The 25,897-nt window shown below is 71.4% G+C and carries 20 protein-coding genes; 16 read left to right on the top strand and 4 right to left on the bottom strand.

Going from position 1 to position 25,897, the window contains the following annotated elements:
* The first annotated feature begins 1 nt into the window (after position 1).
* From ACA089_RS03610 to ACA089_RS03620, 3 genes are all read left to right on the top strand, one after another.
* Positions 2–1,225: a molybdopterin molybdotransferase MoeA gene (locus ACA089_RS03610; protein ID WP_372013440.1), complete on the top strand. Its 1,224-nt coding sequence runs from the start codon at positions 2–4 to the stop codon at positions 1,223–1,225.
* 132 nt (positions 1,226–1,357) lie between these two features.
* On the top strand, positions 1,358–2,497 hold the full coding sequence (gene moeB, locus ACA089_RS03615; protein ID WP_372013442.1) for a molybdopterin-synthase adenylyltransferase MoeB: 1,140 nt from the start codon (positions 1,358–1,360) through the stop codon (positions 2,495–2,497).
* 66 nt (positions 2,498–2,563) lie between these two features.
* A complete protein-coding gene (locus tag ACA089_RS03620; RefSeq protein ID WP_372013444.1) occupies positions 2,564–4,405 on the top strand; it encodes a monovalent cation:proton antiporter-2 (CPA2) family protein in 1,842 nt (613 codons plus the stop codon).
* Positions 4,406–4,428: 23 nt separating this feature from the next.
* Here the strand turns inward: ACA089_RS03620 and ACA089_RS03625 are convergent, their stop codons facing one another.
* Positions 4,429–5,214: an alpha/beta hydrolase gene (locus tag ACA089_RS03625; protein ID WP_372013446.1), complete on the bottom strand. Its 786-nt coding sequence runs from the start codon at positions 5,212–5,214 to the stop codon at positions 4,429–4,431.
* Positions 5,207–5,503, bottom strand: coding sequence for a DUF1244 domain-containing protein (locus ACA089_RS03630; protein ID WP_372013448.1), 297 nt, complete (start codon positions 5,501–5,503; stop codon positions 5,207–5,209). The genes ACA089_RS03625 and ACA089_RS03630 overlap by 8 nt, the downstream gene beginning before the upstream one ends.
* Before the next feature lie 74 nt (positions 5,504–5,577).
* Here ACA089_RS03630 and folD point away from each other — a divergent pair, with 74 nt between their 5' ends.
* The 6 genes from folD (at position 5,578) to tadA (ending at position 16,834) form a co-directional block, all read left to right on the top strand.
* Positions 5,578–6,444: a bifunctional methylenetetrahydrofolate dehydrogenase/methenyltetrahydrofolate cyclohydrolase FolD gene (gene folD / locus ACA089_RS03635; protein WP_372013450.1), complete on the top strand. Its 867-nt coding sequence runs from the start codon at positions 5,578–5,580 to the stop codon at positions 6,442–6,444.
* Between the two features lie 153 nt (positions 6,445–6,597).
* Positions 6,598–8,058 (top strand): IMP dehydrogenase, encoded by a 1,461-nt coding sequence (gene guaB / locus ACA089_RS03640; protein WP_372013452.1) that lies wholly within the window; start codon positions 6,598–6,600, stop codon positions 8,056–8,058.
* Between the two features lie 138 nt (positions 8,059–8,196).
* Complete coding sequence (guaA, locus tag ACA089_RS03645; RefSeq protein WP_372013454.1) at positions 8,197–9,765, top strand: glutamine-hydrolyzing GMP synthase; 1,569 nt, start codon at positions 8,197–8,199, stop codon at positions 9,763–9,765.
* Between the two features lie 122 nt (positions 9,766–9,887).
* Positions 9,888–15,326: a response regulator gene (locus ACA089_RS03650; protein ID WP_372013456.1), complete on the top strand. Its 5,439-nt coding sequence runs from the start codon at positions 9,888–9,890 to the stop codon at positions 15,324–15,326.
* Between the two features lie 10 nt (positions 15,327–15,336).
* Positions 15,337–16,323, top strand: coding sequence for an aldo/keto reductase (locus ACA089_RS03655; RefSeq protein ID WP_372013458.1), 987 nt, complete (start codon positions 15,337–15,339; stop codon positions 16,321–16,323).
* Positions 16,324–16,342: 19 nt separating this feature from the next.
* On the top strand, positions 16,343–16,834 hold the full coding sequence (gene tadA, locus ACA089_RS03660; RefSeq protein WP_372013460.1) for a tRNA adenosine(34) deaminase TadA: 492 nt from the start codon (positions 16,343–16,345) through the stop codon (positions 16,832–16,834).
* A 13-nt stretch (positions 16,835–16,847) separates the two neighbouring features.
* On the opposite strand, the gene ACA089_RS03665 is transcribed toward tadA, so the two are convergent.
* Positions 16,848–17,306: a DUF2721 domain-containing protein gene (locus ACA089_RS03665; protein WP_372013462.1), complete on the bottom strand. Its 459-nt coding sequence runs from the start codon at positions 17,304–17,306 to the stop codon at positions 16,848–16,850.
* An 88-nt stretch (positions 17,307–17,394) separates the two neighbouring features.
* Between ACA089_RS03665 and orn the strand changes: the two genes are divergently transcribed.
* Positions 17,395–17,958, top strand: coding sequence for an oligoribonuclease (orn, locus tag ACA089_RS03670; RefSeq protein WP_372013464.1), 564 nt, complete (start codon positions 17,395–17,397; stop codon positions 17,956–17,958).
* A gap of 86 nt (positions 17,959–18,044) precedes the next feature.
* Here orn and ppsA read toward each other — a convergent pair whose 3' ends face one another.
* Positions 18,045–20,417 carry a phosphoenolpyruvate synthase gene (gene ppsA / locus ACA089_RS03675; RefSeq protein ID WP_372013466.1) on the bottom strand — a complete coding sequence of 791 codons (2,373 nt, stop codon included), beginning with the start codon at positions 20,415–20,417 and terminating at the stop codon, positions 18,045–18,047.
* 143 nt (positions 20,418–20,560) lie between these two features.
* On the opposite strand from ppsA, the gene ppsR reads away from it, so the two are divergent.
* The 6 genes from ppsR to ACA089_RS03705 all read left to right on the top strand — a co-directional run bounded on the left by ppsR (position 20,561) and on the right by ACA089_RS03705 (position 25,868).
* Positions 20,561–21,382, top strand: coding sequence for a posphoenolpyruvate synthetase regulatory kinase/phosphorylase PpsR (ppsR, locus tag ACA089_RS03680; RefSeq protein ID WP_372013468.1), 822 nt, complete (start codon positions 20,561–20,563; stop codon positions 21,380–21,382).
* Between the two features lie 100 nt (positions 21,383–21,482).
* On the top strand, positions 21,483–21,995 hold the full coding sequence (locus ACA089_RS03685; protein ID WP_372013470.1) for a DUF1249 domain-containing protein: 513 nt from the start codon (positions 21,483–21,485) through the stop codon (positions 21,993–21,995).
* Positions 21,996–22,007: 12 nt separating this feature from the next.
* Positions 22,008–23,009, top strand: coding sequence for an LLM class flavin-dependent oxidoreductase (locus ACA089_RS03690; RefSeq protein WP_372013472.1), 1,002 nt, complete (start codon positions 22,008–22,010; stop codon positions 23,007–23,009).
* 204 nt (positions 23,010–23,213) lie between these two features.
* Positions 23,214–23,423 carry a cold-shock protein gene (locus ACA089_RS03695; RefSeq protein ID WP_013535118.1) on the top strand — a complete coding sequence of 70 codons (210 nt, stop codon included), beginning with the start codon at positions 23,214–23,216 and terminating at the stop codon, positions 23,421–23,423.
* Between the two features lie 145 nt (positions 23,424–23,568).
* Complete coding sequence (locus tag ACA089_RS03700; protein WP_372013474.1) at positions 23,569–24,255, top strand: glutathione S-transferase family protein; 687 nt, start codon at positions 23,569–23,571, stop codon at positions 24,253–24,255.
* A gap of 53 nt (positions 24,256–24,308) precedes the next feature.
* Positions 24,309–25,868, top strand: a complete 1,560-nt coding sequence (locus tag ACA089_RS03705; RefSeq protein ID WP_372013476.1) for a protein adenylyltransferase SelO — start codon at positions 24,309–24,311, stop codon at positions 25,866–25,868.
* Positions 25,869–25,897: the final 29 nt, after the last annotated feature.

The raw sequence follows: 25,897 nt of genomic DNA on the forward strand, positions 1-25,897 counted from the left end.
CATGAACCACGACGCTTTCCATACCCGCATCGCCCTGGGCGAGGCGCTGCAGATCATCCGTGACGTGGCCGCGTCGCGGCGGCTGGACAGCGAGCGCGTGGCGACCTCGCGCGCCGACGGCCGCGTGCTGGCCGCCGACGTCGTCGCGACCGTGCCCCTGCCGGCTTTCGACAACAGCGCCATGGACGGATTCGCGCTGCGCCACGGCGACCTGCTACCGGATGCCGAGACCGTCCTGCGCCTGGCCGGCGACCAGTTCGCCGGCCCGGATCTGGGCCTCGCGCTGGCCGCGGGTGAATGCATCCGCATCACCACCGGCGCGCCGATGCCGGCCGGGGCCGACACCGTGCTGATCAGGGAGAACGCCGCCGTCGCCGATGGCAGGGTGTCGGTTCCGGCGGGCCTGCGCGCCGGGGCCAACGTGCGCCTCCGCGCCGAGGACGTCGCGGAAGGCGACCGCGTGCTGTTCGCCGGGCAGGTGCTGACCCCGGCGCGCGTCGGCCTGGCCGCCTCGCTGGGTATCGACCGCCTTCCGGTCTCCACGCGTCCGACAGTGGCGGTCTTCGCCAGCGGCGACGAACTGGTCGAACCCGGCCTGCCGCTGGCGCCGGGCCAGGTCTACAACAGCAACCGCGACCAGCTGATGGCGCAGCTGCGGCAGCTCGGGCTGGAGCCGGTGGCCTGGCCGACGCTGCCGGATGACCCGGAACGGATCCATGCCGTGCTGGACGATGCGGTCGGGAACTTCGACGTCGTGCTGACCTGCGGCGGCGTCTCGGCGGGCGAGAAGGACCACCTGCCGCGCTGGCTGCAGGCGCGTGGCCGGATCCATTTCTGGAAAGTGCGGATGCGGCCGGGCATGCCGGTGCTGTTCGGCGAGGCAGGGCGGGCGCTGGTCCTCGGGCTGCCGGGAAATCCGGTGTCCGTGCTGGCGACGTTCACCGTGCTCGGCCGCGAACTGCTGGATGCGCTGCAGGGACGCGGCGAGCCGCGGGTGCGCTGGCGCGCGCGCCTGGCCGCGCCGTGGCACAAGCGCCACGAGCGCCTGGAGCTGCTGCGCGGGCAGCTGGGGCAGGGCGCGGACGCGTTCCTCGAGGTGCAGCCGAATCCCGCCGACGGCTCGCACCGGTTGCGTGCGGCCGCGGGCAGCGACGTCCTGATCGTGCTCGACGAGGGCGTCCGCGCGTATGCGGCCGGCGAGGTGGTGCAGGTCCTGCCGCTGTAGCGCAGGCGCATCGGCCGACGCTTGCACCCGCGTGCGCGATCGGCGCGGACGCGGCGAACGTTGCGCGATGCGGGACCCTGCGGCCCGTGCGTGGTGCTATCGCTGCCGGGGCCGGCGAACCATAATCGGCCCATGGCCATTTCCGAGATCACGCCGCGGCAGGCGCGCGAACGGCAGCGACAGGGTGCGCTGCTGGTCGACATACGCGAGCCGCATGAACGCGCCAGCGGCCAGGCCGAGGGCGCGCTCGCGGTGGGCCAGGCCGAGCTCGAGGCCGCGCATGCACGGCACCTCCCGTCGCAGGTGGCCACCATCGTGCTGATCTGCCAGTCCGGCCGCCGTTCGGCCGCGACCGCCGCGGCATTGCAGGCGGCCGGCTATGCCGACGTGCACTCGGTGGCCGGTGGCACCACCGCCTGGATGGCCGAAGCGCTGCCGGTCGTGCGCCCGCACCTTGAACCGGACGAGGCCGATTTCCTCGAGCGCTATTCGCGGCACCTGCGCCTGGCCGAGGTCGGCGTCGAGGGCCAGCGCCGGCTGGAGCGCTCCAGCGTGCTGCTGGTCGGTGCCGGCGGCCTGGGTTCCCCGGTCGCGTTCTACCTGGCCGCGGCCGGGATCGGGCACCTGCGCCTGGTGGACGACGACGTGGTCGACCGCAGCAACCTGCAGCGGCAGATCCTGCACGTGGAGTCGACCATCGGCGCGCCGAAGGTGGACTCGGCGCGCGAGCGCCTGGCCGCGCTCAATCCGCGCGTGCGGATCGAAGCCGTGCGCGCGCGGGTGACGTCGGCGAACGTCGAGGCGCTGCTGGACGGCGTGGACGTGGTGGTCGACGGCTCGGACAATTTCCCGCTGCGCTACCTGCTCAACGACGCCTGCGTGAAGCTGGGCAGGCCACTGGTGTACGGCGCGGTGCAGCGCTTCGAAGGCCAGGCCAGCGTGTTCGACGCCGGCCGCCATCGCGGCCGGTGCCCGTGTTACCGCTGCCTGTTCCCGGAGCCGCCGCCGCCGCAGTTCGCGCCCAGCTGCGCCGAGGCCGGCGTGCTCGGCGTGCTGCCCGGCATCGTCGGCCTGCTGCAGGCCAACGAGGCGATCAAGCTGCTGCTCGGCATCGGCCAGACCCTGGCCGGGCGCCTGCTGCAGTTCGACGCGCTGGCGATGCGGTTCCGCGAGGTCCGCCTGGCCGCCGACCCGGACTGCCCGGTCTGCGCGCCGGGTCGTCCGTTCCCCGGATACATCGACTACGCCCGCTTCTGCGCGACGGGCGGCTGACATTCCCGCGCGACGCGGGCACCTGCAACTCCCGGCGCATCCGCCGGCCCGGCAAGGAACGAAGGCATGGCGGCGGAAGGCACCACGGGCAGTCAACTGGTCAACGTCGTGGCGCTGCTCGGCGCCGCGGTGGTCATGGTGCCGCTGTTCCGGCGCCTGGGCCTGGGCTCGGTGCTCGGCTACCTCTGCGCGGGCCTGCTGATCGGCCCGTTCGGGTTGCGCTGGTTCACCGACCCGCAGGCGATCCTGCACGTGGCCGAGCTGGGCGTGGTCATGTTCCTGTTCGTGATCGGCCTGGAGATGCGGCCGTCGCACCTGTGGGGCCTGCGCCGGGAGATCTTCGGGCTCGGCACCCTGCAGATCGCGCTGTGCACGGCCGCGCTGACCGGGGTGGCGCTGCTGCTGGGCCTGCCGTCGAAGGTGGCGTTCATCGGCGCGGCCGGCTTCGTCCTGACCTCCACCGCGATCGTCATGCAGCTGCTGAGCGAGCGCGGCGACATCGCCGTGCCGCGCGGGCAGAAGATCGTCTCGATCCTGCTGTTCGAGGACCTGCTGATCGTGCCGCTGCTGGCGCTGGTGGCGTTCATGTCGCCGCTGCCCCACGACGACGGCGGCAGCCGCTGGATCGGCGTGGCCACCGCGGTGGCGGCGCTGGCCGGGCTCATCGCGGCCGGCATCTGGCTGCTCAACCCGCTGTTCCGGCTGCTGGCCGCGGCCAAGGCGCGCGAGGTGATGACCGCCGCGGCGCTGCTGGTCGTGCTCGGCGCGGCGCTGCTGATGGAGGTCGGCGGCCTGTCGATGGCGATGGGCGCGTTCCTGGCCGGCGTGCTGCTGTCCGAGTCCACCTTCCGCCACCAGCTGGAGGCGGACATCGAGCCGTTCCGCGGGATCCTGCTCGGCCTGTTCTTCCTGGCCGTGGGCATGGCCCTGGACCTGGCGGTGGTCTCGCGCGACTGGCCGCTGATCGCCACCGGCGTGGTGGCGATGATGCTGGCCAAGGGCGCGTGCATCTACCTGGTCGCGCGGGTCACCCGCAGCGGCCATGCCGATGCCCTGGACCGGGCGGTGCTGATGGCCCAGGGCGGCGAGTTCGCATTCGTGCTGTTCGCCGCGGCGCAGGTGGCCGGCGTGATCGATGCGCCGTCCAATGCCAACCTGACCGCGATCGTGGTCCTGTCGATGGCGCTGACGCCGCTGGTGGTGCTGCTGGTCCGCCGCTTCATCCACCGCGACGCGGAGGAATCGATGGAGGGCATCGACGCGGCCGACGGCCTCGGCGGCAGCGTGCTGATCATCGGCTTCGGCCGCTTCGGCCAGGTGATGAGCCAGGCGCTGCTGGCCCGCGACGTGGACGTGACCATCATCGACACCGACATCGAGATGATCCGCAGCGCGGGCGAGTTCGGCTTCAAGGTGTACTACGGCGACGGCCGCCGGCTCGACGTGCTGCACGCGTCGGGCGCCGGCAGCGCGCGGGCGATCGCGGTGTGCATCGACGACCGCGTGGCGGCCAACCAGATCGCCGAGCTGTGCCACGGCCAGTTCCCGCAGGCCAAGCTGCTGGTGCGCGCGTTCGACCGCGAGCACGCCCTGGAGCTGGTCGCGCTGGACGTGGACTACCACGTCCGCGAGACCTTCGAGTCGGCCGTGATCTTCGGCCAGGCCGCGCTCGAGGCGCTGGGCGTGGACGCCACCGAGGCCGCGGGCGTGGCCGAGGAAGTCCGCCGGCTCGACGCGGAGCGTTTCAGCCTGGAGGTGGCCGCCGGCGACGTGCGCGCCGGACGGCCGCTGATCATCGGCAACACCGCCCCGGCCACGCCCACCCCGTTCACCACGCCCCGCCGTGAATCCCAGCGCCTGGACCAGGCCCGGGCCGGCGCCGAGGCGGAGCCGGGCCGCAACGACTGATGGCCGGTCACGCCGGCGCCTGATCAGCGCATGAAATCCGCCAGCGCCCGGCCGTAGGCGGGGTCGCCGGACAGGGTGTTGTGGCCGTCGTCCGGGAACATGACCACCTGCGGCGGGACCGGCAGGGCAGCCACGAGGCGGTCGGTGCTGGCCGGGGGCACGACCGTGTCGTGGCCGGCGCGCAGCACCAGCACGCGTCCGCGGTAGCCATGCAGGAACCCGGCCGACGGGTATCGCTCCTGCAGCAGCAGGTCGACCGGCAGCCAGGGATAGTGGGCCCGGGCCACCTGGGCCAGGCCGTCGAAGGGCGTGACCAGCGTCAGCCGCGAGACCGGGCGCTGCGACGCGACCCAGGCCGCCACGCCACTGCCCAGGCTGCGCCCGACCACGCCGATGTCGCCGCCGGGATGGCGGCGGCGGACGTCGTCGTACAGGGCCAGCGCGTCGGCCAGCAGCGCGTCCTGTTCCGGCTCGCCATCGCTCGCCCCGTAGCCGCGATAGGCCACCAGGTACACGGTGCGGGTGCCGAACCACGCCGCGAAGTCCTCGCGACTGGCTTCGATCCGCTCGGCATTGCCGCCGAAGTAGAGCAGGGCATCGGTGCGCCCCGGGTTGAGCTGCCAGCCGCGCAGGACCACGTCGTCCCTGCGCAGCTCGAAGTCGGTCGCGGAGGCCGCCACGCGGGTATGCGCGGGGTAATAGACCAGCGAGCGCTGGCGCGCGTGCATCAGCAGCAGGATCGCCGCATAACCCAGCAGGGCCACCAGCGCGGCCGCCAGCAGGAGCCTGCCGGCGCGGCGTTCAGCCATGGCGCCGGCGCGCCGCCTCGAACGCGGCCAGCTGCTCGGGCGTGGCCTCGGCCTGGTGGCGGGCCTTCCATTCGGCGAACGGCATGCCGTAGACGGCCTCGCGGGCCTGGTCCCTGTCCATCGGCTGGCCTGCGGCCTCCGCCGCCTCGCGGTACCAGTCGGCCAGGCAGTTGCGGCAGAACCCGGCCAGGATCATCAGGTCGATGTTCTGCACGTCCGGGCGCTGTTCGTTGAGATGCCGGAGCAGGCGCCGGAACGCGGCCGCTTCCAGTTGCACGGTGTCGACCATCGTCCCTACCTCGCCCAAGCCGAATCGGGGACAATGTGCCGATTCCCCGCCCCCAGCCGCAAGCCTCCCGCCCGATGACCGCCCGCATCCTCGATGGCCGCCGCGTCGCCGACGCCCTGCTCGACGAACTCAAGGTGCGGGTCGACGCGCGCGTGGCCGCCGGCCGGGCCCGGCCCGGGCTCGCGGTGGTGCTGGTCGGTTCCGACCCGGCCTCGGCGGTGTACGTGCGCAACAAGCGCCGCGCCGCCGAGAAGGTCGGCATCGAGGCCTTCGACCACGACCTGCCGGCGGGCACGTCCGAAGCGGACATCCTGGCCCTGATCGACCGGCTCAACGCCGACCCGAAGATCCACGGCATCCTGGTCCAGCTGCCGCTGCCGGGCATTCCCGACGCGAGCGGGCTGATCCGCCGGATCGACCCGCGCAAGGACGTGGACGGCTTCCATCCGGAGAACGTCGGCCACCTGGCGCTGCGCCAGTTCGGCCTGCGCCCGTGCACCCCGCGCGGAATCATGACCCTGCTGGCCCATACCGACCGCCCGGTGCGCGGCCGCAACGCGACCATCGTGGGCGTGAGCAACCATGTCGGCCGGCCGATGGCGCTGGAGCTGCTGATCGCCGGATGCACCGTCACCAGCTGCCACAAGTTCACCCCGCGCGAGGTCCTGGAAGCGCGCGTGCGCGATGCCGACATCCTGGTCGTCGCGGTGGGCCGGCCGGGCATCGTGCCGGGCGAATGGGTCAAGCCGGGCGCGGTGGTCATCGACGTGGGCATCAACCGCCTGGACGATGGCCGCCTGGTCGGGGACGTGGGCTACGCCGCCGCCGAAGCCCGTGCCAGCTGGATCACCCCGGTCCCGGGCGGGGTCGGGCCGATGACCGTGGCCACCCTGATGCAGAACACGATCGAGGCGGTCGAGGCGCTCGAAACCGGGGCCTGATCCAGGCGGGAGGTCCGCGTTCGCCCGGGCCGGCGGGTCGAGGCGCGGGCGGGTCGATGCCATCCGCGGGAATGCAGCGTGCCGCTCGCGGGGCAGGCGGGGGCGCCCCGTTCACGGGTATAATGGCGCGCTTCCCCACACCCGGGTATGCCGATGCTCCGCATCCAGGCCGAAGCGCTCACCTACGACGACGTCTCGCTCGTCCCCGCCCACTCCACCGTGCTGCCCAAGGACGTGTCGCTCTCGACGCGTTTCACCCGGGACCTGCGCATCAACCTGCCGATCGTCTCGGCGGCGATGGACACGGTGACCGAGGCCCGGCTGGCCGTGGCCATGGCCCAGCTGGGCGGGATCGGCATCCTGCACAAGAACATGACCGCCGAGCAGCAGGCGGCCGAGGTGGCCAAGGTCAAGAAGTTCGAGTCCGGGGTGATCCGCGACCCGATCACGGTCAGGCCCGATACCACCATCCGCGAAGTGCTGGCGCTGACCCGCGCGCGCAACATCTCGGGCGTGCCGGTGGTCGACGAGTCGGGGCAGCTGACCGGCATCGTCACCCGCCGCGACATGCGCTTCGAGACCGAGCTGGACGACCCGGTCCGCCACATCATGACCAAGAAGGACCGCCTGGTCACGGTGAAGGAAGGCGCGCACGACGCCGAAGTGCTCAAGCTGCTGCACAAGAACCGCATCGAGAAGGTGCTGGTGGTCAACGACGACTACGCGCTGCGCGGCCTGATCACGGTCAAGGACATCCAGAAGAAGACCGACAACCCCAACGCCGCCAAGGACAGCGCCTCGCGCCTGCTGGTCGGCGCCGCGGTGGGCGTGGGCGGCGATACCGAACAGCGCGTCGAGGCGCTGGTGGCCGCCGGCGTGGACGTGATCGTGGTCGATACCGCGCACGGCCACTCGCAGGCCGTGGTCGACCGCGTGGCCTGGGTCAAGAAGAACTTCCCGCAGGTGCAGGTGATCGGCGGCAATATCGTGACCGGCGAAGCGGCCCTGGCGCTGTACGACGCCGGCGCCGACGCGGTGAAGGTCGGCGTGGGTCCCGGCTCGATCTGCACCACGCGCGTGGTCGCCGGCGTGGGCGTGCCGCAGATCACCGCGGTCGACCTGGTCGCCGAGGCGCTGCAGGACCGCATCCCGCTGATCGCCGACGGCGGCATCCGCTATTCGGGCGACATCGGCAAGGCGATCGCCGCCGGCGCTTCCACGGTGATGATCGGCGGCCTGTTCGCCGGCACCGAGGAATCGCCGGGCGAGATCGAGCTGTTCCAGGGCCGCAGCTACAAGAGCTACCGCGGCATGGGCTCGCTCGGCGCGATGGAGAAGGGCTCCAAGGACCGCTACTTCCAGGACGCCTCCGACGCGGACAAGCTGGTGCCGGAAGGCATCGAGGGCCGGGTCCCGGTCCGCGGCCCGCTGTCGGGCGTGATCCACCAGCTGATCGGCGGCCTGCGCGCCACCATGGGCTATGTCGGCTGCGCGACCATCGAGGAGATGCGCAGCAAGCCGAAGTTCGTGGTGATCACCGGCGCCGGCCAGCGCGAGAGCCACGTCCACGACGTGCAGATCACCAAGGAACCGCCGAACTACCGGATGGGGTGAGCGGACGCGCCTGCGAGGCATCGCCTCGCGCGTCAGCGAACGCCCGGCCATGGATGACCGGGCAGGGCACTCCGATGCCCGCCATCTCCCGCCATGGACGGCTACCCCAACCCAGAACGAGAAGCGCCCCGGCCGCCGATGACCGACATCCACAGCGACAAGATCCTCATCCTCGACTTCGGCGCGCAGTACACCCAGCTGATCGCGCGCCGCATCCGCGAGCTCGGCGTCTACTGCGAGATCTGGGCCTGGGACCATGACCCGGCAGAAATCGCCGCGTTCGCGCCGAAGGGCATCATCCTGTCCGGCGGCCCGGAGTCCACCACCGTCGAAGGTTCGCCGCGCGCGCCGCAGCAGGTGTTCGACAGCGGCCTGCCGGTGCTGGGCATCTGCTACGGCATGCAGACCATGGCCAGGCAGCTGGGCGGCGACACCGAGGCCGCCGACCAGCGCGAGTTCGGCCACGCCGAAGTCTCGCTGGTGGCCGCCGACCGCCTGTTCGAGGGGCTGAAGGACCACCCGGGCGCGCCGCCGCGGCTGGACGTGTGGATGAGCCATGGCGACCACGTCTCGGTCGCGCCGCCGGGCTTCACCGTCACGGCCAGGACCGACCGCATCCCGGTCGCGGCCTTCGCCGACGATGCGCGCGGCTGGTACGGCGTGCAGTTCCACCCGGAAGTCACCCACACCAAGCAGGGACAGGCGCTGCTGCGCCGCTTCGTGGTCGACATCTGCGGCTGCCAGACGCTGTGGACCGCCGAGCACATCATCGAGGACCAGATCGCGCGCGTGCGCGCGCAGGTCGGCACGGACGAGGTGATCCTCGGCCTGTCCGGCGGCGTGGACTCCTCGGTCGTGGCCGCGCTGCTGCACCGGGCCATCGGCGACCAGCTGACCTGCGTGTTCGTCGACACCGGCCTGCTGCGCTGGCAGGAAGGCGACCAGGTGATGGCGATGTTCGCCGAGCATATGGGCGTCAAGGTCATCCGCGTCGATGCGCACGAGCGCTATTTCAAGGCGCTGGAAGGCATCGCCGACCCGGAGGCCAAGCGCAAGATCATCGGCAACCTGTTCGTCGAGATCTTCGAGGAAGAATCGAACAAGCTGAAGAACGCGCGCTGGCTGGCCCAGGGCACCATCTACCCAGACGTGATCGAGTCGGCCGGCAGCAAGACCGGCAAGGCCCACGTCATCAAGAGCCACCACAACGTCGGCGGCCTGCCCGAGCACATGAAACTCGGACTGGTCGAGCCGCTGCGCGAGCTGTTCAAGGACGAAGTGCGCCGGCTGGGCGTGGAGCTGGGCCTGCCGCGGCAGATGGTCTACCGCCACCCGTTCCCGGGCCCGGGCCTGGGCGTGCGCATCCTCGGCGAGGTCAAGCCCGAGTACGCCGAGCTGCTGGCCCGTGCCGACGCGATCTTCATCGAGGAGCTGCGCGCCTGGGACCTGTACGACAAGACCAGCCAGGCCTTCGCCGTGTTCCTGCCGGTGAAGTCGGTGGGCGTGGTCGGCGACGCCCGCGCCTACGAGTGGGTGATCGCATTGCGGGCGGTGGAGACCATCGACTTCATGACCGCGCACTGGGCCCACCTGCCGTACGAGTTCCTGGGCCGGGTCTCCAACCGCATCATCAACGAGCTGCGCGGCGTTTCGCGCGTGGTCTACGACATCAGCGGCAAGCCGCCGGCCACGATCGAATGGGAGTGACGCCGGCCGCGTAGCCGGTCCCGTCCCGGCGGCGTGGAGCCGGCCAGGTCGGCTCACCGTGTCGTCACGTCGCCACCGCGGCCCCGGTGCCACGATCGCCCCCCTCAAAAGGGGAGGGGCGGATGAGCTCGGACAAGGTCGCGTTCCTGGCCGGCGGCGGGGAGCTGGGCGCACTGATGCGGGCGCACGACTGGGCCGCCACGCCGCTGGGCCGGCCGGAGGACTGGCCGCAGAGCCTGAAGACCGCGGTCCGGATCATGCTCACCTCGCGCCAGCCGATCTGGATCGGCTGGGGCGACGACCTCCTGTACCTCTACAACGATCCCTACAAGTCGATCATCGGCGGCAAGCACCCGTGGGCGCTCGGGCGCCCCACGCGCGAGGTGTGGCAGGAGATCTGGCCGGAGATCGGGCCGATGCTGGCCACCGCGATGCAGGGCGATGCCGGCACCTACGTCGAGGAGCAGCTCCTGATCATGGAGCGCAACGGCTACCCGGAGGAGACGTACTACACCTTCTCCTACAGCCCGATCCCGAACGACGACGGCAGTGCCGGCGGGATCATCTGCGCCAATTCCGAACATACCCAGCGGGTGATCGGCGAGCGCCAGCTGACCCTGCTCAAGGAGCTGGCCGCGCGCACCGCCGACGCACGCGGGTACGTGGAAGCCTGCGAGCGATGCGCGCAGGCCCTGGCCACCAATACCCGCGACCTCCCGTTCGCGCTGCTGTACCTGGCCGATGGCCAGAACGGTTATCGCCTGGCCGCCGCCAGCGGCGTCGACCCGGCGGGGGCCGGGGTTCCGGCGCCACTCGCCGCCGGCGAGCCGGCCTGGCCGCTGGACCGTGCGCTGCTCGCCCATGCCCCGCAGCAGGTGGACGGGGTGCAGGCCCGGTTTCCCGGCGTTTTCGCCGGCGGTCCGCTGGGGTTGGCGCCGGACCGCGCGGCGGTGTTCCCGGTCCAGGCCTCCGGCGAGGCGGGGCATGCCGGCGCGCTGGTGGTGGGTCTCAATCCTTACCGGCTGTTCGACGAGGGCTACGAGGGCTTCCTGTCGCTGGTCGCCGGACAGATATCCACCGCGCTGGCCAATGCCGAGGCGTACGAGCAGGAGCGCCGCCGCGCCGAAGCGCTCGCCGCGATCGACGCGGCCAAGACCCTGTTCTTCTCCAACGTCAGCCACGAGTTCCGCACGCCGCTGACGCTGATGCTGGGTCCGCTGGAAGACCTGCTGGCGGCGCCCGGACGGCTGGACGGCCACGACATCGAGCGGCTCCAGCTGGCGCACCGCAACTCCCTGCGGCTGCTGCGGCTGGTCAACACGCTGCTGGACTTCTCCCGGGTCGAGGCCGGGCGCATGAACGCGGTGTTCCGGCCGACCGACCTCGGCGCACTCACCGCCGAGCTCGCGTCCGCGTTCAAGGAAGCCACCCAGCGCGCGGGCCTGGGCCTGCACATCGACACCGGCCACCTGGGCGAGCCGGTCTACGTCGATCGCGCGCAGTGGGAGAAGATCGTCCTCAACCTGCTCTCGAACGCGTTCAAGTTCACCTTCGAAGGCGGCATCGAGGTCAGCCTGCGCCAGGACGACGGCCGCGCTCGGCTGGTCGTGGCCGACACCGGCATCGGCATCCCGGCCGAAGAACTGCCGCGGCTGTTCGACCGCTTCCATCGCGTCGAGGGTGCCCGGGGCCGTTCGTACGAGGGCAGCGGCATCGGCCTGGCGCTGGTCAGCGAGCTGGTCCGCCAGCATGGCGGCGGCATCACCGTCCACAGCGAGCCCGGCCAGGGCAGCCGCTTCGTGGTCGAACTGCCCCTGGGCAGGGAGCACCTGCCGCCCGAGAACATCCAGGATGACGGCGAGCTCACCGACCCGGGCGAAGGGGCCGGCAGCATGCGCGCCCGTTCCTTCGTCGAGGAGGCGATGCGCTGGCTGCCGACCGAGCAGCAGCCGGCGACCGCCCCCGGGGCGCCGCCCGCGCCCCTGGCCGGCGCGCGGACCGGCGCCGAGGGTGGCCGCATCGTGCTGGCCGACGACAACGCCGACCTGCGCATGTACATCGCACGGCTGCTCGGCGAGCGTGGCGCCAGCGTCGAGACGGTGGCCGACGGCGAGGCCGCACTGGGCGCGGTGCGGCGCGAGCGCCCGGACCTGGTGATCAGCGACATCATGATGCCGGGCCTGGACGGGTTCGGACTGCTGCGCGCGATCCGCGAGGATCCGGCGCTGCGCGACGTGCCGGTGATCCTGCTGTCCGCCCGGTCGGGCGAGGAAGCGCAGGTCGAGGGCCTGGACGCCGGCGCCGACGACTACCTGACCAAGCCGTTCTCGGCGCGCGAGCTCGTCGCCCGCGCCGAATCGCACCTGGCGATGGGCCGGTTGCGGCGCGAGGCGACCGCGGCGCTGCGCGAGAGCGAGGGCCGGTTCCGCAACATGGCCGACCATGCGCCGGTGATGATGTGGGTCGGTGACACCGCCAACCGCTGCACCTACCTCAACCGGTCCTGGTACGAGTTCACCGGCCAGCAGCCGGGCGAGGGCCTGGAACACGGCTGGATCGAGGCGGTGCACCCGCAGGACCGCGGCCGCGCCGAGCAGGCGCTGGCGCGCGCGCACGCGGCGCAGGATGCCTTCCGGCTGGAGTACCGCCTGCGCCACCGCGATGGCGGCTACCGCTGGATGCTCGGCGCGGCGGCGCCGCGCTTCGGCCCGGATGGCGGGTTCCTGGGCCACGTCGGCTCGATCCTCGACATCGACGACCGTCGCTGGCGGGAGGCGATGCACGGCCTGCAGAGCCGGATGTTCGAACTGGCCATCCGCGAGGGCGTGTTCGCCGACACCCTGGCGGCGATCGCCCGCCTGGTCGAGACCCACTGCGAGGAAGGGGCCGCCGTGTCGATCATGCTCGCGGACCGCGCCGGCACGCGACTGCGCCATGGCGCGGCGCCGAACCTACCCCCTGCGTTCTGCGAGGCGATCGACGGCCTGGCCATCGCCCCCGGTGCCGGCACGTGCGGCGCGGCCGCCTTCAGCCGCGAGCCGGTCTACGCCCACGACATCGCCGGCGATCCGCGGCTGGCCGAGTACCACGACCTCGCGCGCCGGCACGGGCTCGGCGCGTGCTGGTCGACCCCGATCCTGTCCGGCCGGGACGAGATCCTCGGCGTGTTCGCCATCTACCATCCCCGGCCGCGGAGCCCGTGCGCACGCGACCTGGAACTGGTCGAACTGGTGACCCGGACCCTGCTGGTGCTGATCGAACGGCGCCGGGTCCAGGACGCGCTGCGCGACGAAACGCGGGTGCTCGAAACCCTCAACCGCACCGGTTCGGCACTGGCCGCCGAGCTGGACCTGGAGCGGCTGGTGCAGCGGGTGACCGACGCCTGCGTGGAGCTCTCCGGCGCCAGCTTCGGCGCGTTCTTCTACAACGTGACCGACGCGGCCGGCGAGAGCTACATGCTCTACACCCTTTCCGGGGTCGACCGGTCGGCGTTCGCCGACTTCCCGATGCCGCGCAACACCGCGGTGTTCGCGCCGACGTTCAACGGCGAGGGCACGGTGATGTCCGACGACATCACCGGCGACCCGCGCTTCGGCCGCAACGCCCCCTACCACGGCATGCCGCCCGGCCACCTGCCGGTGCGCAGCTACCTGGCCGTGCCGGTGGTGTCGCGGTCCGGGCAGGTGATCGGCGGCCTGTTCTTCGGCCACGACGTCCCCGGCCGCTTCGGCGACCGCCACTGCCGGCTGGTGGAGGGCATCGCCGCGCAGGCGGCCATCGCGATCGACAATGCGCGGCTGTACCAGGACGCGCAGCAGGAGATCGCGCGCAGGCGCGTGGTCGAGGAAGCGCTGCAGCAGCTCAACGAGCAGCTCGAAAGCCGGGTCGTGGCGGAGATCGGCGTGCGCCGCCAGGCCGAGGCGGCCCTGCAGCAGGCGCAGAAGATGGAATCGATCGGCCAGCTGACCGGCGGCATCGCCCACGACTTCAACAACCTGCTGCAGGTCATTTCCGGCAACCTGCAGTTGCTGGGCAAGGACATCGCAGGCAACCCGCGCGCCGAGCTGCGCGTGCAGAACGCGCTGGCCGGCGTGTCGCGCGGCTCGCGGCTGGCCTCGCAGATGCTGGCCTTCGGCCGGCGCCAGCCGCTGGAGCCGAAGGTGATCAACATCGGCCGGCTGGTGCGCGGGCTGGACGACATGCTGCGGCGGGCGCTGGGCGAGGAGATCGAGATCGAGACGACCATCTCCGGCGGCCTCTGGAACACGCTCGCCGACCCGGGGCAGGTCGAGAACGCGCTGCTGAACCTGGCCATCAACGCCCGCGACGCGATGGGCGGACGCGGGCGGCTCACGATCGAGGTCGGCAACGCGTTCCTGGACGACAACTACGTGCGCCTGCACGCCGACGTGCGCGCCGGCCAGTACGTGATGCTGGCGGTCACCGACACCGGTTGCGGCATCCCGTCCGAACTGCTGGAGAAGGTGTTCGAGCCGTTCTTCACCACCAAGCCCGAGGGCAAGGGCACCGGCCTGGGGCTGTCGATGGTGTACGGCTTCGCGCGCCAGTCCGACGGCCACGTCAAGGTGTACTCCGAGGTCGGGCACGGCACCACGATCAAGCTCTACCTGCCGCGTGCCCACGAGAGCGAGGACACCCTGGTGTCGATGGAGCGGCTGCCGGTGGCCGGCGGCAGCGAAACGGTGCTGGTGGTGGAGGACGACGAGGACGTGCGCGCCACCGCGGTGGAGATGCTGACCGACCTGGGCTACCGGGTGCTGCGCGCGGGCGACGCGGCCAGCGGGCTGGCGATCGTCGAAAGCGGCATCCCGATCGACCTGCTGTTCACCGACGTGGTCATGCCGGGGCCGTTGCGCAGCCCGGAACTGGCGCGCAAGGCCCGCGAGCGCATCCCGGGGCTCGCGGTGCTGTTCACCTCGGGCTACACCGAGAACGCGATCGTGCACGGCGGGCGGCTGGACGAAGGCGTGAACCTGCTGCCCAAGCCGTACACGCGCGAGAACCTGGCGCGCAAGGTCCGGCATGTGCTGGCCGGCGTCCGGCAGCAGGCGGCGGCCGGCGCGTCCAGGCGGGAGGCCGCGCCTGCCGCGTCCGACCCGGATGGTCCGACGGACCAGGATCCTGCGACGGTCCAGGCGCCGGAGGCGACGGACATGGCGCCCTCGGGCAAGGGTGCACGCACGATCCTGCTGGTCGAAGACGACGAACTGATCCGCATGGTCACCGCCGAAATGCTGGCCCAGCTCGGGCACCGGGTGCTGGAGGCCGGCGACGCCGACGCCGCCACGCGGATGCTCGAGGCCGCGCCGGTCGACCTGCTGCTGACCGACGTCGAACTGCCCGGTGCGTCCGGGATCGAGCTGGCCCTGCGCGCACGGGCCGCACGCCCGTCGCTGGACCTGGTGTTCGCCACCGGCGACGACAGCCGCATAGAGCGGCACCGGTTCCCCGGCGCGGCGCTGCTTCGCAAGCCCTACGACCGGGCCGCGCTGGTAAGCTGCCTGGCCCGGGTCGGGCAGGGTGCCGCCGGGCCTGACTGAGGAACGGGCAATGCAATCGCGTGTGTTCGGCCGCACCGGCCGCAGCGTCGGCGAGATCGGTTTCGGCGCCTGGGCCATCGGCGCCGCCTGGGGCACGGTGGACGACCGCGAGTCGGTCGCCGCGCTGCATGCCGCGCTCGATGCGGGGCTGGACTTCATCGACACCGCCGACGTCTATGGCGACGGCCACTCGGAGCGGCTGATCGCGCGGGTGTTGAAGGAGCGCGGCGGGCCGCGCCCGTTCGTGGCGACCAAGGCCGGCCGGCGCCTGCCGCAGCAGACCGTCGACGGCTACAGTGCCGACAACCTCGAGGGATGGATCGACCGCAGCCTGCGCAACCTGGACGTCGAGGCGCTCGACCTGGTCCAGCTGCACTGTCCGCCCACCGATGCCTACTACCACCCCGAGATCTTCGAGCGGATGGAGCGGTTGGCCGAACGCGGCAAGCTTCGCCACTACGGCGTCAGCGTCGAGCGCGTGGAGGAGGGGCTCAAGGCGATTGAATATCCGGGCGTGGCCAGCGTCCAGATCATCTACAACATGTTCCGCTTGCGCCCGGCCGAGCTGTTCTTCCGCCAGGCGCAGCGCCGCGGCGTGGCGGTGATCGCCCGGGTGCCGCTGGCCAGCGGGATGCTCAGCGGCAAGTTCCGCGCCGACACGCGCTTCGAGGCCGACGACCACCGCCAGTTCAACCGCCACGGCGAGGCCTTCGATGTCGGGGAGACCTTTTCCGGCGTGCCCTACGAGGTCGGCCTGGCCGCGGTGGAGGAACTGCGGCCACTCGTGCCGGAAGGCGCGACCCTGGCCCAGCTGGCACTGCGCTGGATCCTGATGGACCCGGCGGTCACCGTCGTCATCCCCGGGGCACGCACCGTGCAGCAGGCATTGGGCAATGTCGCCGCGTCGGCGTTGCCGCCGCTGCCGGCCTCGACCATGGAGGCGGCGGCCGGGGTGTACGACCGGCGGATCCGCCAGCATGTCCATGCGCGCTGGTGAAGCGATGGGAGCAGGCCCCATGGCGCCGGACGCGGCCGCGGATGCGGTCGACGAGCGCTGGATGCGGCACGCCTTCGCCCTGGCCGACCATGCCGAGCATGCCTACGACGAGATCCCGGTAGGCGCGGTCCTGGTCGGCGCCGATGGCCAGCCGCTGGGCGAAGGCTGGAACCGCAACATCGCCGACCACGACCCCAGCGCGCACGCCGAGATCGTCGCCATGCGCGAGGCCGGCCGCCGGTCGGGCAACCACCGGCTGGTGGGATCGACGCTCTACGTCACCCTCGAACCGTGCGCGATGTGCGCCATGGCGCTGGTCCACGCCCGCGTGGCGCGGCTGGTGTTCGGTGCCGCCGATCCGAAGACCGGCGCCTGCGGCAGCGTGTTCGACCTGGTCGCCGATCCGCGGCACAACCACCGCGTGCAGGTGCGCGGTGGCGTGCTGGGCGAGGAGGCGGCGCGCCGCCTGACCAACTATTTCCGGGCCAAGCGCGGCCGTCCGCCGCTGTAGCGCGTGCGGGCCGTCAGCCGGGCGAGCGCGGCCGCGGGCGGTGGTCCATCTCCTCGTTGATCGCGGTCACCGCCAGGGTCGATTCGCGTGCCAGCAGGATACTGGCGGCGAACATCGCCAGCACCCCGGCCGAGGCGAGCCAGATCGGCAGGGAACCCAGGCGGTGGCCGGTGAAGGTGTCCACCGACACCGCCAGGCTGGTGCCGACGAAGCAGCTGATCGCCACGTACAGCAGTTGCCCGGCGCGCAGGATGTTGAGGCTGCGCCGGCGCTGCAGGGCGATGCGCCGCTCGTAGAGTGCGCGTTCGCCGGGCTCCTCGATCTCGGCCAGTTCGCGCAGCAGGGTGCGGGCGCGGTCGATGATGCGCGCCAGCCGGTTGTTGGCCGACAGCAGCAGCGAGGCGGTGGCGGTGAGGAAGAAGGCCGGCGCCAGCATGGCGGCGAGCACGGCATGGTTGTTCGCGGGGTCCATCGGGCGGCCGGTGCGGGGGGCTGCGTTATCATGCCAGCCCATGCGCGGCCTGCAAGGACGCGCCCCGACTCCGCCGGAACGAGAACGCATGGCCATCGCAGCAGGACAGGACCGCCTGATCTGGATCGACCTGGAAATGACCGGGCTGGACACCGGCAACGATTCGATCCTGGAGATCGCCACCGTCGTCACCGACTCGCAGCTGCAGGTGCTGGCCGAAGGGCCGGAGCTGGCGATCTCGCACCCGTTGTCCGCGCTGGAAGCGATGGACGAATGGAACCGCAACCAGCACGGCCGTTCCGGGCTGTGGCAGCGGGTGCTGGAGAGCGGGGTGACCCTGGCCCAGGCCGAGGCGCGCACCGTCGCCTTCCTCAATGAATGGGTGCCGGCCAAGGCCTCGCCGATGTGCGGCAATTCGATCTGCCAGGACCGGCGCTTCCTGCACCGCCTGATGCCGCGGCTGGAGCAGTACTTCCACTACCGCAACCTGGACGTGAGCACCCTCAAGGAACTGGCCAGGCGCTGGGCGCCGGAGGTGCTGGCCGGCGTGCGCAAGCAGGCCGCGCACACCGCGCTGAGCGACGTGCACGACTCGATCGAGGAGCTGCGCCACTACCGGCGCCACCTGGCGAAACTGGCCGCCGGATCCTGATCCGCGGGATATCCGCCGGAACCGCGCCAGGAAGAAAGGCCCGCCATCGGCGGGCCTTTCGCGTGTGGCGCCGGCGCCGGGCCCGGTCAGGCCGCCTTCGACCTGGCCAGCCGCAGCCAGGTGTCGACCACGGTATCCGGATTGAGCGACACCGACTCGATGCCCTCGGCCATCAGCCATTCGGCCAGGTCGGGGTGGTCGGACGGGCCCTGGCCGCAGATGCCGACGTACTTGCCGCGCGCGCGCGCGGCCTTGATCGCCAGCGACAGCAGCTTCTTCACCGCCGGGTTCCGCTCGTCGAACAGGTTGGCCACGATCGAGGAGTCGCGGTCCAGGCCCAGGGTCAGCTGGGTCAGGTCGTTGGAGCCGATCGAGAAGCCGTCGAAGATGTCGAGGAACTCGTCGGCCAGCAGCGCGTTGGATGGCACCTCGCACATCATGATGATCTTCAGCCCCCGCTCGCCCTGGCGCAGGCCGTTGGCGGCCAGCACCTCGATGACCTTGCGGCCTTCCTCCAGGGTTCGCACGAACGGGATCATCACCCACAGGTTGTCCAGGCCCATCTCGTCGCGGACCTTGAGCACGGCCCGGCATTCCAGGGCGAAGGCGTCGGCGAACGACGGATCGACGTAGCGGCTGGCGCCGCGGAAGCCGATCATCGGGTTTTCCTCCTCCGGCTCGTAGCGGTGGCCGCCGACCAGGTTGGCGTACTCGTTGGACTTGAAGTCCGACAGGCGCACGATCACCGGGTTCGGCGCGACCGAGGCGGTGAGGGTGGCGATGCCCTCGGCCAGGCGGTCGACGTAGAAGCCGACCGGGTCGGAGTAGCCGGCAATCTTGGCGTCGATCTTCTTCTTCGTCTCCGCGTCCTGCTTCGCGTATTCGAGCAGCGCCTTGGGGTGCACGCCGATGTGGCTGGCGATGATCATCTCCAGGCGGGCCAGGCCGATGCCGGCGTTGGGCAGCTGGCCGAAGTCGAACGCGCGCTCCGGGTTGGCCACGTTCATCATGATCTTCAGCGGCGCCGGCGGCATGTTCCCCAGGTCGGTGGTGGTGCGCTCGAAGGGCAGGGCGCCGTCGTAGATGAAGCCGGTGTCGCCTTCGGCGCAGCTGACCGTCACGACCTGGCCGTCGGTGATCCGGTCCAGCGCATCGTGGGTGCCGACCACCGCCGGCACGCCCAGCTCGCGGGCGATGATCGCCGCGTGGCAGGTGCGGCCGCCGCGGTTGGTGACGATGGCGCTGGCGCGCTTCATCACCGGCTCCCAGTCCGGGTCGGTCATGTCGGCGACCAGCACGTCGCCGGGCTGCACGCGGTTCATGTCGTCCAGCGAACGCACGACGCGGGCGACGCCGCTGCCGATCTTCTGGCCGATGGCGCGGCCCTCGGCGATCACCTGGCCGCGCTTCTCCAGCGCATAGCGCTCGATCTGGGTCGCCTTGGCGCGGGACTTCACCGTCTCCGGGCGCGCCTGGACGATGAACAGCTTGCCGCTGACGCCGTCCTTGGCCCACTCGATGTCCATCGGACGGCCGTAGTGCTTTTCGATCACCAGCGACTGCTTGGCCAGTTCCTGCACGTCCGCGTCGGAGAGCGAGAACTTCGCGCGCAGCTCCGCCGGCGTATCCTCGGTGCGCACGCGCTCGCCCGGCGTCTCCGAGTACACCATCCGGATCGCCTTGCTGCCCAGCGCGCGGCGCAGGATCGCCGGCTTGCCCTGCTGCAGGGTCGGCTTGTAGACGTAGAACTCGTCCGGGTTGACCGCGCCCTGCACGACCATCTCGCCCAGGCCATAGCTGGCGGTGACGAACACCACGTCGCGGAAGCCGGACTCGGTGTCCAGGGTGAACAGCACGCCGGAGGCGCCCACGTCCGAGCGGACCATCAGCTGCACGCCGGCCGAGAGGAACACGTCCTCGTGCTTGAAGCCGTGGTGCACGCGGTAGGCGATGGCGCGGTCGTTGTAGAGCGAGGCGAAGACCTCCTTGACCTTGTGCACGACGTCGTCGGCGCCGGTCACGTTGAGGAAGGTCTCCTGCTGGCCGGCGAACGACGCATCCGGCAGGTCCTCGGCGGTGGCCGAGGAGCGCACCGCGACGGCCACGTCATTGCCGCCGTTCTCGGCCGACAGCCTCGCGTAGGCGGCGCGGATGTCCTGGTCCAGGTCCGACTGCAGCGGGGCGTCGATCACCCAGCCGCGGATTTCCCTGCCGGCCGCGGTCAGCGCCGGCACGTCCTCCACGTCGAGGGTCGCGAGGCGGTCGTAGATGCGCTGGTGCAGGTCGTTGTAGGCGATGAAGGCCTTGAACGCCTCCGACGTGGTCGCGAAGCCGCCGGGAACCGACACGCCCAGCCCGGCCAGGTGGCCGATCATTTCGCCGAGGGATGAATTCTTGCCGCCGACGCGGGCCAGGTCGGCCAGGCGCAGCTCGTGCAACCACAGGATGTTCTGGTTCAAGTGCGAGGCTCCATGGAGCCATCGCCCGGCCGGGCGATGGCCGCCGTCCCGAGATATGTGGAGCCGTTATGATGATCCCGGCATCTGGGCATAGCAATCTTGAAAACAGGCTGGTTTTCGTGTTCGAAGGGGAAAACGCTTCCATGAGCAGCATCCGCCCGGTCTTCTACGTCTCCGATGGCACCGGTATCACCGCCGAGACCATCGGCCACAGCCTGCTCACGCAGTTCAGCGGCTTCCAGTTCCTGACCGACCGCCTGTCCTTCGTCGACGACCCGGACAAGGCGCGCGAGGCGCGCGACCGGATCCACGCCGCCGGGCTCAAGCACGGCGTGCGCCCGATCGTGGTCAATTCCTGCGTGGACGTGCAGCTGAGCATGGTGCTGGCCGAAAGCGGCGCGCTGATGCTGGACGTGTTCGCGCCCTTCATCGAGCCGCTGGAGCGCGAACTGGAGCAGCCGCGCCAGGCGAGGGTGGGGCAGGCGCACGGCATGGTCGATTTCGAGACCTACCACCGCCGCATCAACGCGATGAACTATTCGCTCACCCACGACGACGGCATGGCCTTCGACTACGAGGAGGCCGACGTGATCCTGGTGGGCGTGTCGCGCGCGGGGAAGACCCCGACCTGCGTCTACCTGGCGCTGCACTACGGCGTGAAGGCGGCGAACTATCCGCTGACCGACGGCGACTTGGAGAGCGAGCGCCTGCCGCCGCGGCTCAAGCAGTGGCGGCGCAAGCTGTTCGGCCTGACCATCGACCCGGAGCGGCTGCAGCAGATCCGCCAGGAGCGGCGCCCCGATTCGCGCTACGCCAGGCTGGAAACGTGCCGCCGCGAAGTGCAGGCGGCCGAGGCGATGTTCAGCCTGGAGCGGATTCCGACGCTGAGCACCACGCACACCTCGATCGAGGAGATCTCGAGCAAGGTCCTGACGACGCTGGGGCTGCAGCGGGAGATGTTCTGACGCCGGCGCGGCGACGCGGGAGCGGCTTCCCCACGGTAGGCCTGCGCGCCGTCGCGGTCAATGCTGCCGCCTCCACGCCGCAGCGTGTAGCATCGATCCCATGCAGCAGGTCACCCCACACGACACGCGCATCCCGAGGCTGAGCCGGTTCGGCTGGCTCATGGGGCTGTACGCGGAAAACCACGCCCGGCTCCAGCGCCTGTTCGCCCCGCCGCGACTGGCAGCGGGAAGCTACCTGTCCAGCGTCGGCGACGGCCTGGACGTGCGCCTGGATGTACTCGAGCGCCACCCGTACACCCTGGAACTGCGCCTGACCTACGACCTGCGCGATCCGCTCACCGGGGAGCCTGACCCGTCGGCCTACCTGCGCGTGTACACCGACGCGCGCCAGGTCGAGACCACCCACTGCTATGTCGGCCGCCGCTGGCAGGACGTGATGGGCCTGTATCCGCCGCCGGCCGAGCTGGTCGGCCACCGCCTGCGGATGAACACCTTCCTGGGCAAGTGGCTGGAATACCTGGCCGAGCGCGGCCACGGGGTGGCGACCCTCGTGCCCGCCGGTACCCGCTTGCCGGGAGCCGCCACGCCGCTGGCCGAGCCCGCGCGCCAGTAAAGGCCCCGCCCGGTGTCGACCGTTCCCCTGTCTGTCCTGGATCTGGCGCCGGTCTGCGAGGGCAGCGACGTGGCCGCGGCGCTGGCCAACAGCCTGGACCTGGCGCGCCATGTCGAAGCGCTGGGCTACCGGCGGTTCTGGCTGGCCGAGCACCACAACATGCCGGGGATCGCCTCGGCGGCCACCGCGGTGCTGATCGCGCACGTCGCCGCCGGCACCCGCACGATCCGGGTGGGGGCTGGCGGGATCATGCTGCCCAACCATTCGCCGCTGCAGGTGGCCGAACAGTTCGGCACCCTCGCGGCGCTGCATCCGGGGCGGATCGACCTGGGCGTCGGCCGCGCGCCGGGCACCGACCAGGCCACCGCGCGTGCGCTGCGCCGCTACTTCGAGGCGGCGGACCGCTTTCCGCAGGACGTGCAGGAACTGCTCGGCTGGTTCCAGCCTGCCGAGGCGGGGCAGGCGGTACGTGCCGTGCCCGGCGCCGGGCTGGAGGTGCCGGTGTGGATCCTGGGATCGAGCCTGTTCGGCGCGCAGCTGGCGGCTGCCCTGGGCCTTCCGTTCGCCTTCGCCTCGCATTTCGCCCCCGACGCGATGGACCAGGCGCTGCAGGTGTACCACCGCGATTTCAGGCCCTCCCGCCAGCAGCCGCAGCCCCACGCCATGCTGGCGGTGAACGTGGTGGCGGCCGCGACCGACGCCGAGGCCCGGCGCCTGTTCACCACCGCCCAGCAGGCGTTCGTCAACCTGCGCCGCGGTCGGGCGGGGCTGATCCCGGCCCCGATCGACGACATCGAGGCGTTCTGGACACCCGAGGAGAAGGCCGGGGTCGAACGCGCGCTGGCCTGCAGCGTGGTGGGTGGGCCGGACGCCGTCGCCCGTGGCCTGGCGGCCTTCGCCGCCCGCCACCGGCCAGACGAGCTGATGGTCGTGGCCAACATCCACGACCACCAGGCGCGCAAGGAGTCCTACCGCATCGCCGCCCGGGCGTGGGGGCTGTCGGGGGGCGTCTGAACGCGCCGGAAGCCCGGGCTCGCTATTCAGGGAAAATCCGGGTATCGTGCGCCCACTGTGTTTGCCTGGGTCACCGTGGTTCGTGGCCTGATGAACCGATCTGACGATCGCTACATCGTTCCGCTTTGCCTAACACCTGCAACCCAGTACCGACCCGGGCGTTCCGTGGCCGGTTTTCCATATCCAAGTTGAGGAGTTAGCAAAATGTCCGATCGTCAGACCGGTACCGTCAAGTGGTTCAACGACGCCAAGGGCTTCGGCTTCATCACCCCGGAGAGCGGCGCCGACCTGTTCGTGCACTTCCGTTCGATCCAGGGTTCGGGCTTCAAGTCGCTGCAGGAAGGCCAGAAGGTCTCCTTCATCGTCGTGCAGGGCCAGAAGGGCCTGCAGGCCGACCAGGTGCAGGCGCTGTAATCGCGCCGGCCCGCCGCAAGGCAGGCCACCACGAAACGCCGGGGGCGCGAGCCTCCGGCGTTTTTCGTTTGCGGCGGACGGAGCGCCCACCCACGCCATGGGCCGGGGATGCGAGGATGGGGAGCCCCCATCGAAACCGGCCGCGATGATCACCGTCCACCATCTCGAGAATTCCCGCTCCCAGCGCGTGCTCTGGCTGCTCGAGGAGCTGGCCCTGCCGTACCAGCTGGTCCGTTACGCACGGGATCCGGCGACCATGCTGGCGCCCGCCGCGCTGCGCGCGGTGCACCCGCTCGGGAAGTCGCCGGTGCTGGTCGACGACGGCCACACGCTGGCCGAATCGGGGGCGATCCTCGAGTACCTGGTCGAGCGCTACGACACCGGGCATGCGCTGTCGCCGACGCCGCTGCCGGTCGACTCGCCGGAGCGCCTGCAGTACCGCTACTGGATGCACTACGCCGAAGGCTCGGCGATGCCACCGCTGCTGCTGAGCCTGGTCTTCGCGCGGATCCGCGCGGCGAAGAAACCGTTCTTCGTCCGGCCGATCGCCGAGAACATCGTCAAGCGGGCCATGGCCGGCTTCGTCGGGCCGCAGCTGAAGCTGCACCTGGACTGGATGGAGCAGTCGCTGGCGCGCGGCGTGGGCTGGTTCGCCGGCGAGCGCTTCACCGCCGCCGACATCCAGATGAGCTTCCCGGTCGAGGCCGCGGCCGTGCGCGGCGGGCTGGAGGCGCATCCGAACCTGGCCGCGTTCCTGCAGCGGATCCACGCGCGTCCCGCCTACCAGAGGGCGCTGGCCAAGGGCGGGCCGTTCGCGCTGTCCGCCGGCTGACCCGGCGTGCCGGCAGGCTGGTAACCGGCGGCCACCGCCCCCATCTGGCCGTCATGCGGATCGAATTCGACAATGCGTTCCTGCGCGACCTCCCGGGCGATCCGGAAACCGGTCCGCGGGTCCGCGAGGTGCTCGGCGCGGCGTGGTCGCGGGTCGATCCGACGCCGGTCGCCGCGCCCCGCCTGCTGGCGGCGTCCCCCGAGGCCGCCCGCCTGCTCGGGCTCGACGCGGCCACCGCATTCGCCGATCCGGATTTCGCCCGCGTGTTCGGCGGGAACGCGCTGCTGCCGGGGATGCAGCCATGGGCGGCCAACTACGGCGGCCACCAGTTCGGCAGCTGGGCCGGCCAGCTGGGCGACGGCCGCGCGATCTCGCTGGGCGAGGCGCTGGGCGGCGAGGGCGGGCGCTGGGAGCTGCAGCTGAAGGGCGCGGGGAAGACCCCGTATTCGCGGTTCGCCGACGGGCGCGCGGTGCTGCGTTCCTCGGTGCGCGAGTTCCTCTGCAGCGAGGCCATGCACCACCTGGGCATCCCGACCACCCGTGCGCTGTCGCTGGTCGGCACCGGCGAGGACGTGGTGCGCGACATGTTCTACGACGGCCATCCCCGGCCGGAACCCGGCGCGGTCGTGTGCCGGATGGCGCCCACCTTCCTGCGCTTCGGCAGCTGGCAGCTGCCGGCCTCGCGCGGCGACACCGCGCTGCTCCGCGCCCTGGCCGACTACGCCCAGCGCCACCATTTCCCCGGGCTGGCCGGCCGCGGCGCGGAAGGCGACGCGGAGTGGTTCGCGCAGGTCTGCGAGCGCACCGCGCGGATGGTGGCCGGCTGGATGCGGGTCGGCTTCGTGCACGGGGTGATGAACACCGACAACATGTCCATCCTCGGCCTGACCATCGACTACGGCCCGTACGGCTGGGTCGAGGACTACGACCCGGACTGGACGCCCAACACCACCGACGCGCAGGGCCGCCGCTACCGCTTCGGCACCCAGCCGCAGGTGGCGTACTGGAACCTGGTCCAGCTCGCGCATGCGCTGGCGCCGCTGTTCGACGGAGTGGCGCCGCTGGAGGCCGGGCTGGAACGCTACCGGCAGGCCTGGGACGCGGCCTGGCGCGAGCTGGTCGCGCGCAAGCTGGGCCTGGCGGCCTGCGGCGAGGCGGACCTGCGGCTGTTCGCCGACCTGCAGGCGTTGCTGCAGGACGGGCAGGTGGACATGACCCTGTTCTTCCGCGCGCTGGGCGAGCGGGATGCCGCGGCCCCCGACCTGCTCCCGTTCGAGGCTGCGTTCTACGACGCCGACGCGCGTGCCCGGATCGAAGCGCCGCTGCGCGACTGGCTGGCGCGCCACGCGGCACGGCAGGCGGATGACCCGCTCGAAGCGGTCCAGCGGCGTGACTCGATGCGGCGGGCCAATCCGCTGTACGTGCTGCGCAACTGGCTGGCGCAGGAAGCGATCGACCGGGCCGGCCAGGGCGACACGGGGGGCATCGCCGAGCTGCTGGACGTCATGCGCCGGCCGTACGAGGAACAGCCCGGTCGCGCGCACTACGCCGGCGCGCGACCGGAATGGGCGCGGCACCGGGCGGGCTGTTCGATGCTGTCGTGCAGTTCCTGAGCCGGCACGCCACGGCGCCGGGCATGCTG

It is taken from the genome of Pseudoxanthomonas fibrivorans, assembly GCF_041464125.1.
Classification (GTDB): Bacteria; Pseudomonadota; Gammaproteobacteria; order Xanthomonadales; family Xanthomonadaceae; genus Pseudoxanthomonas.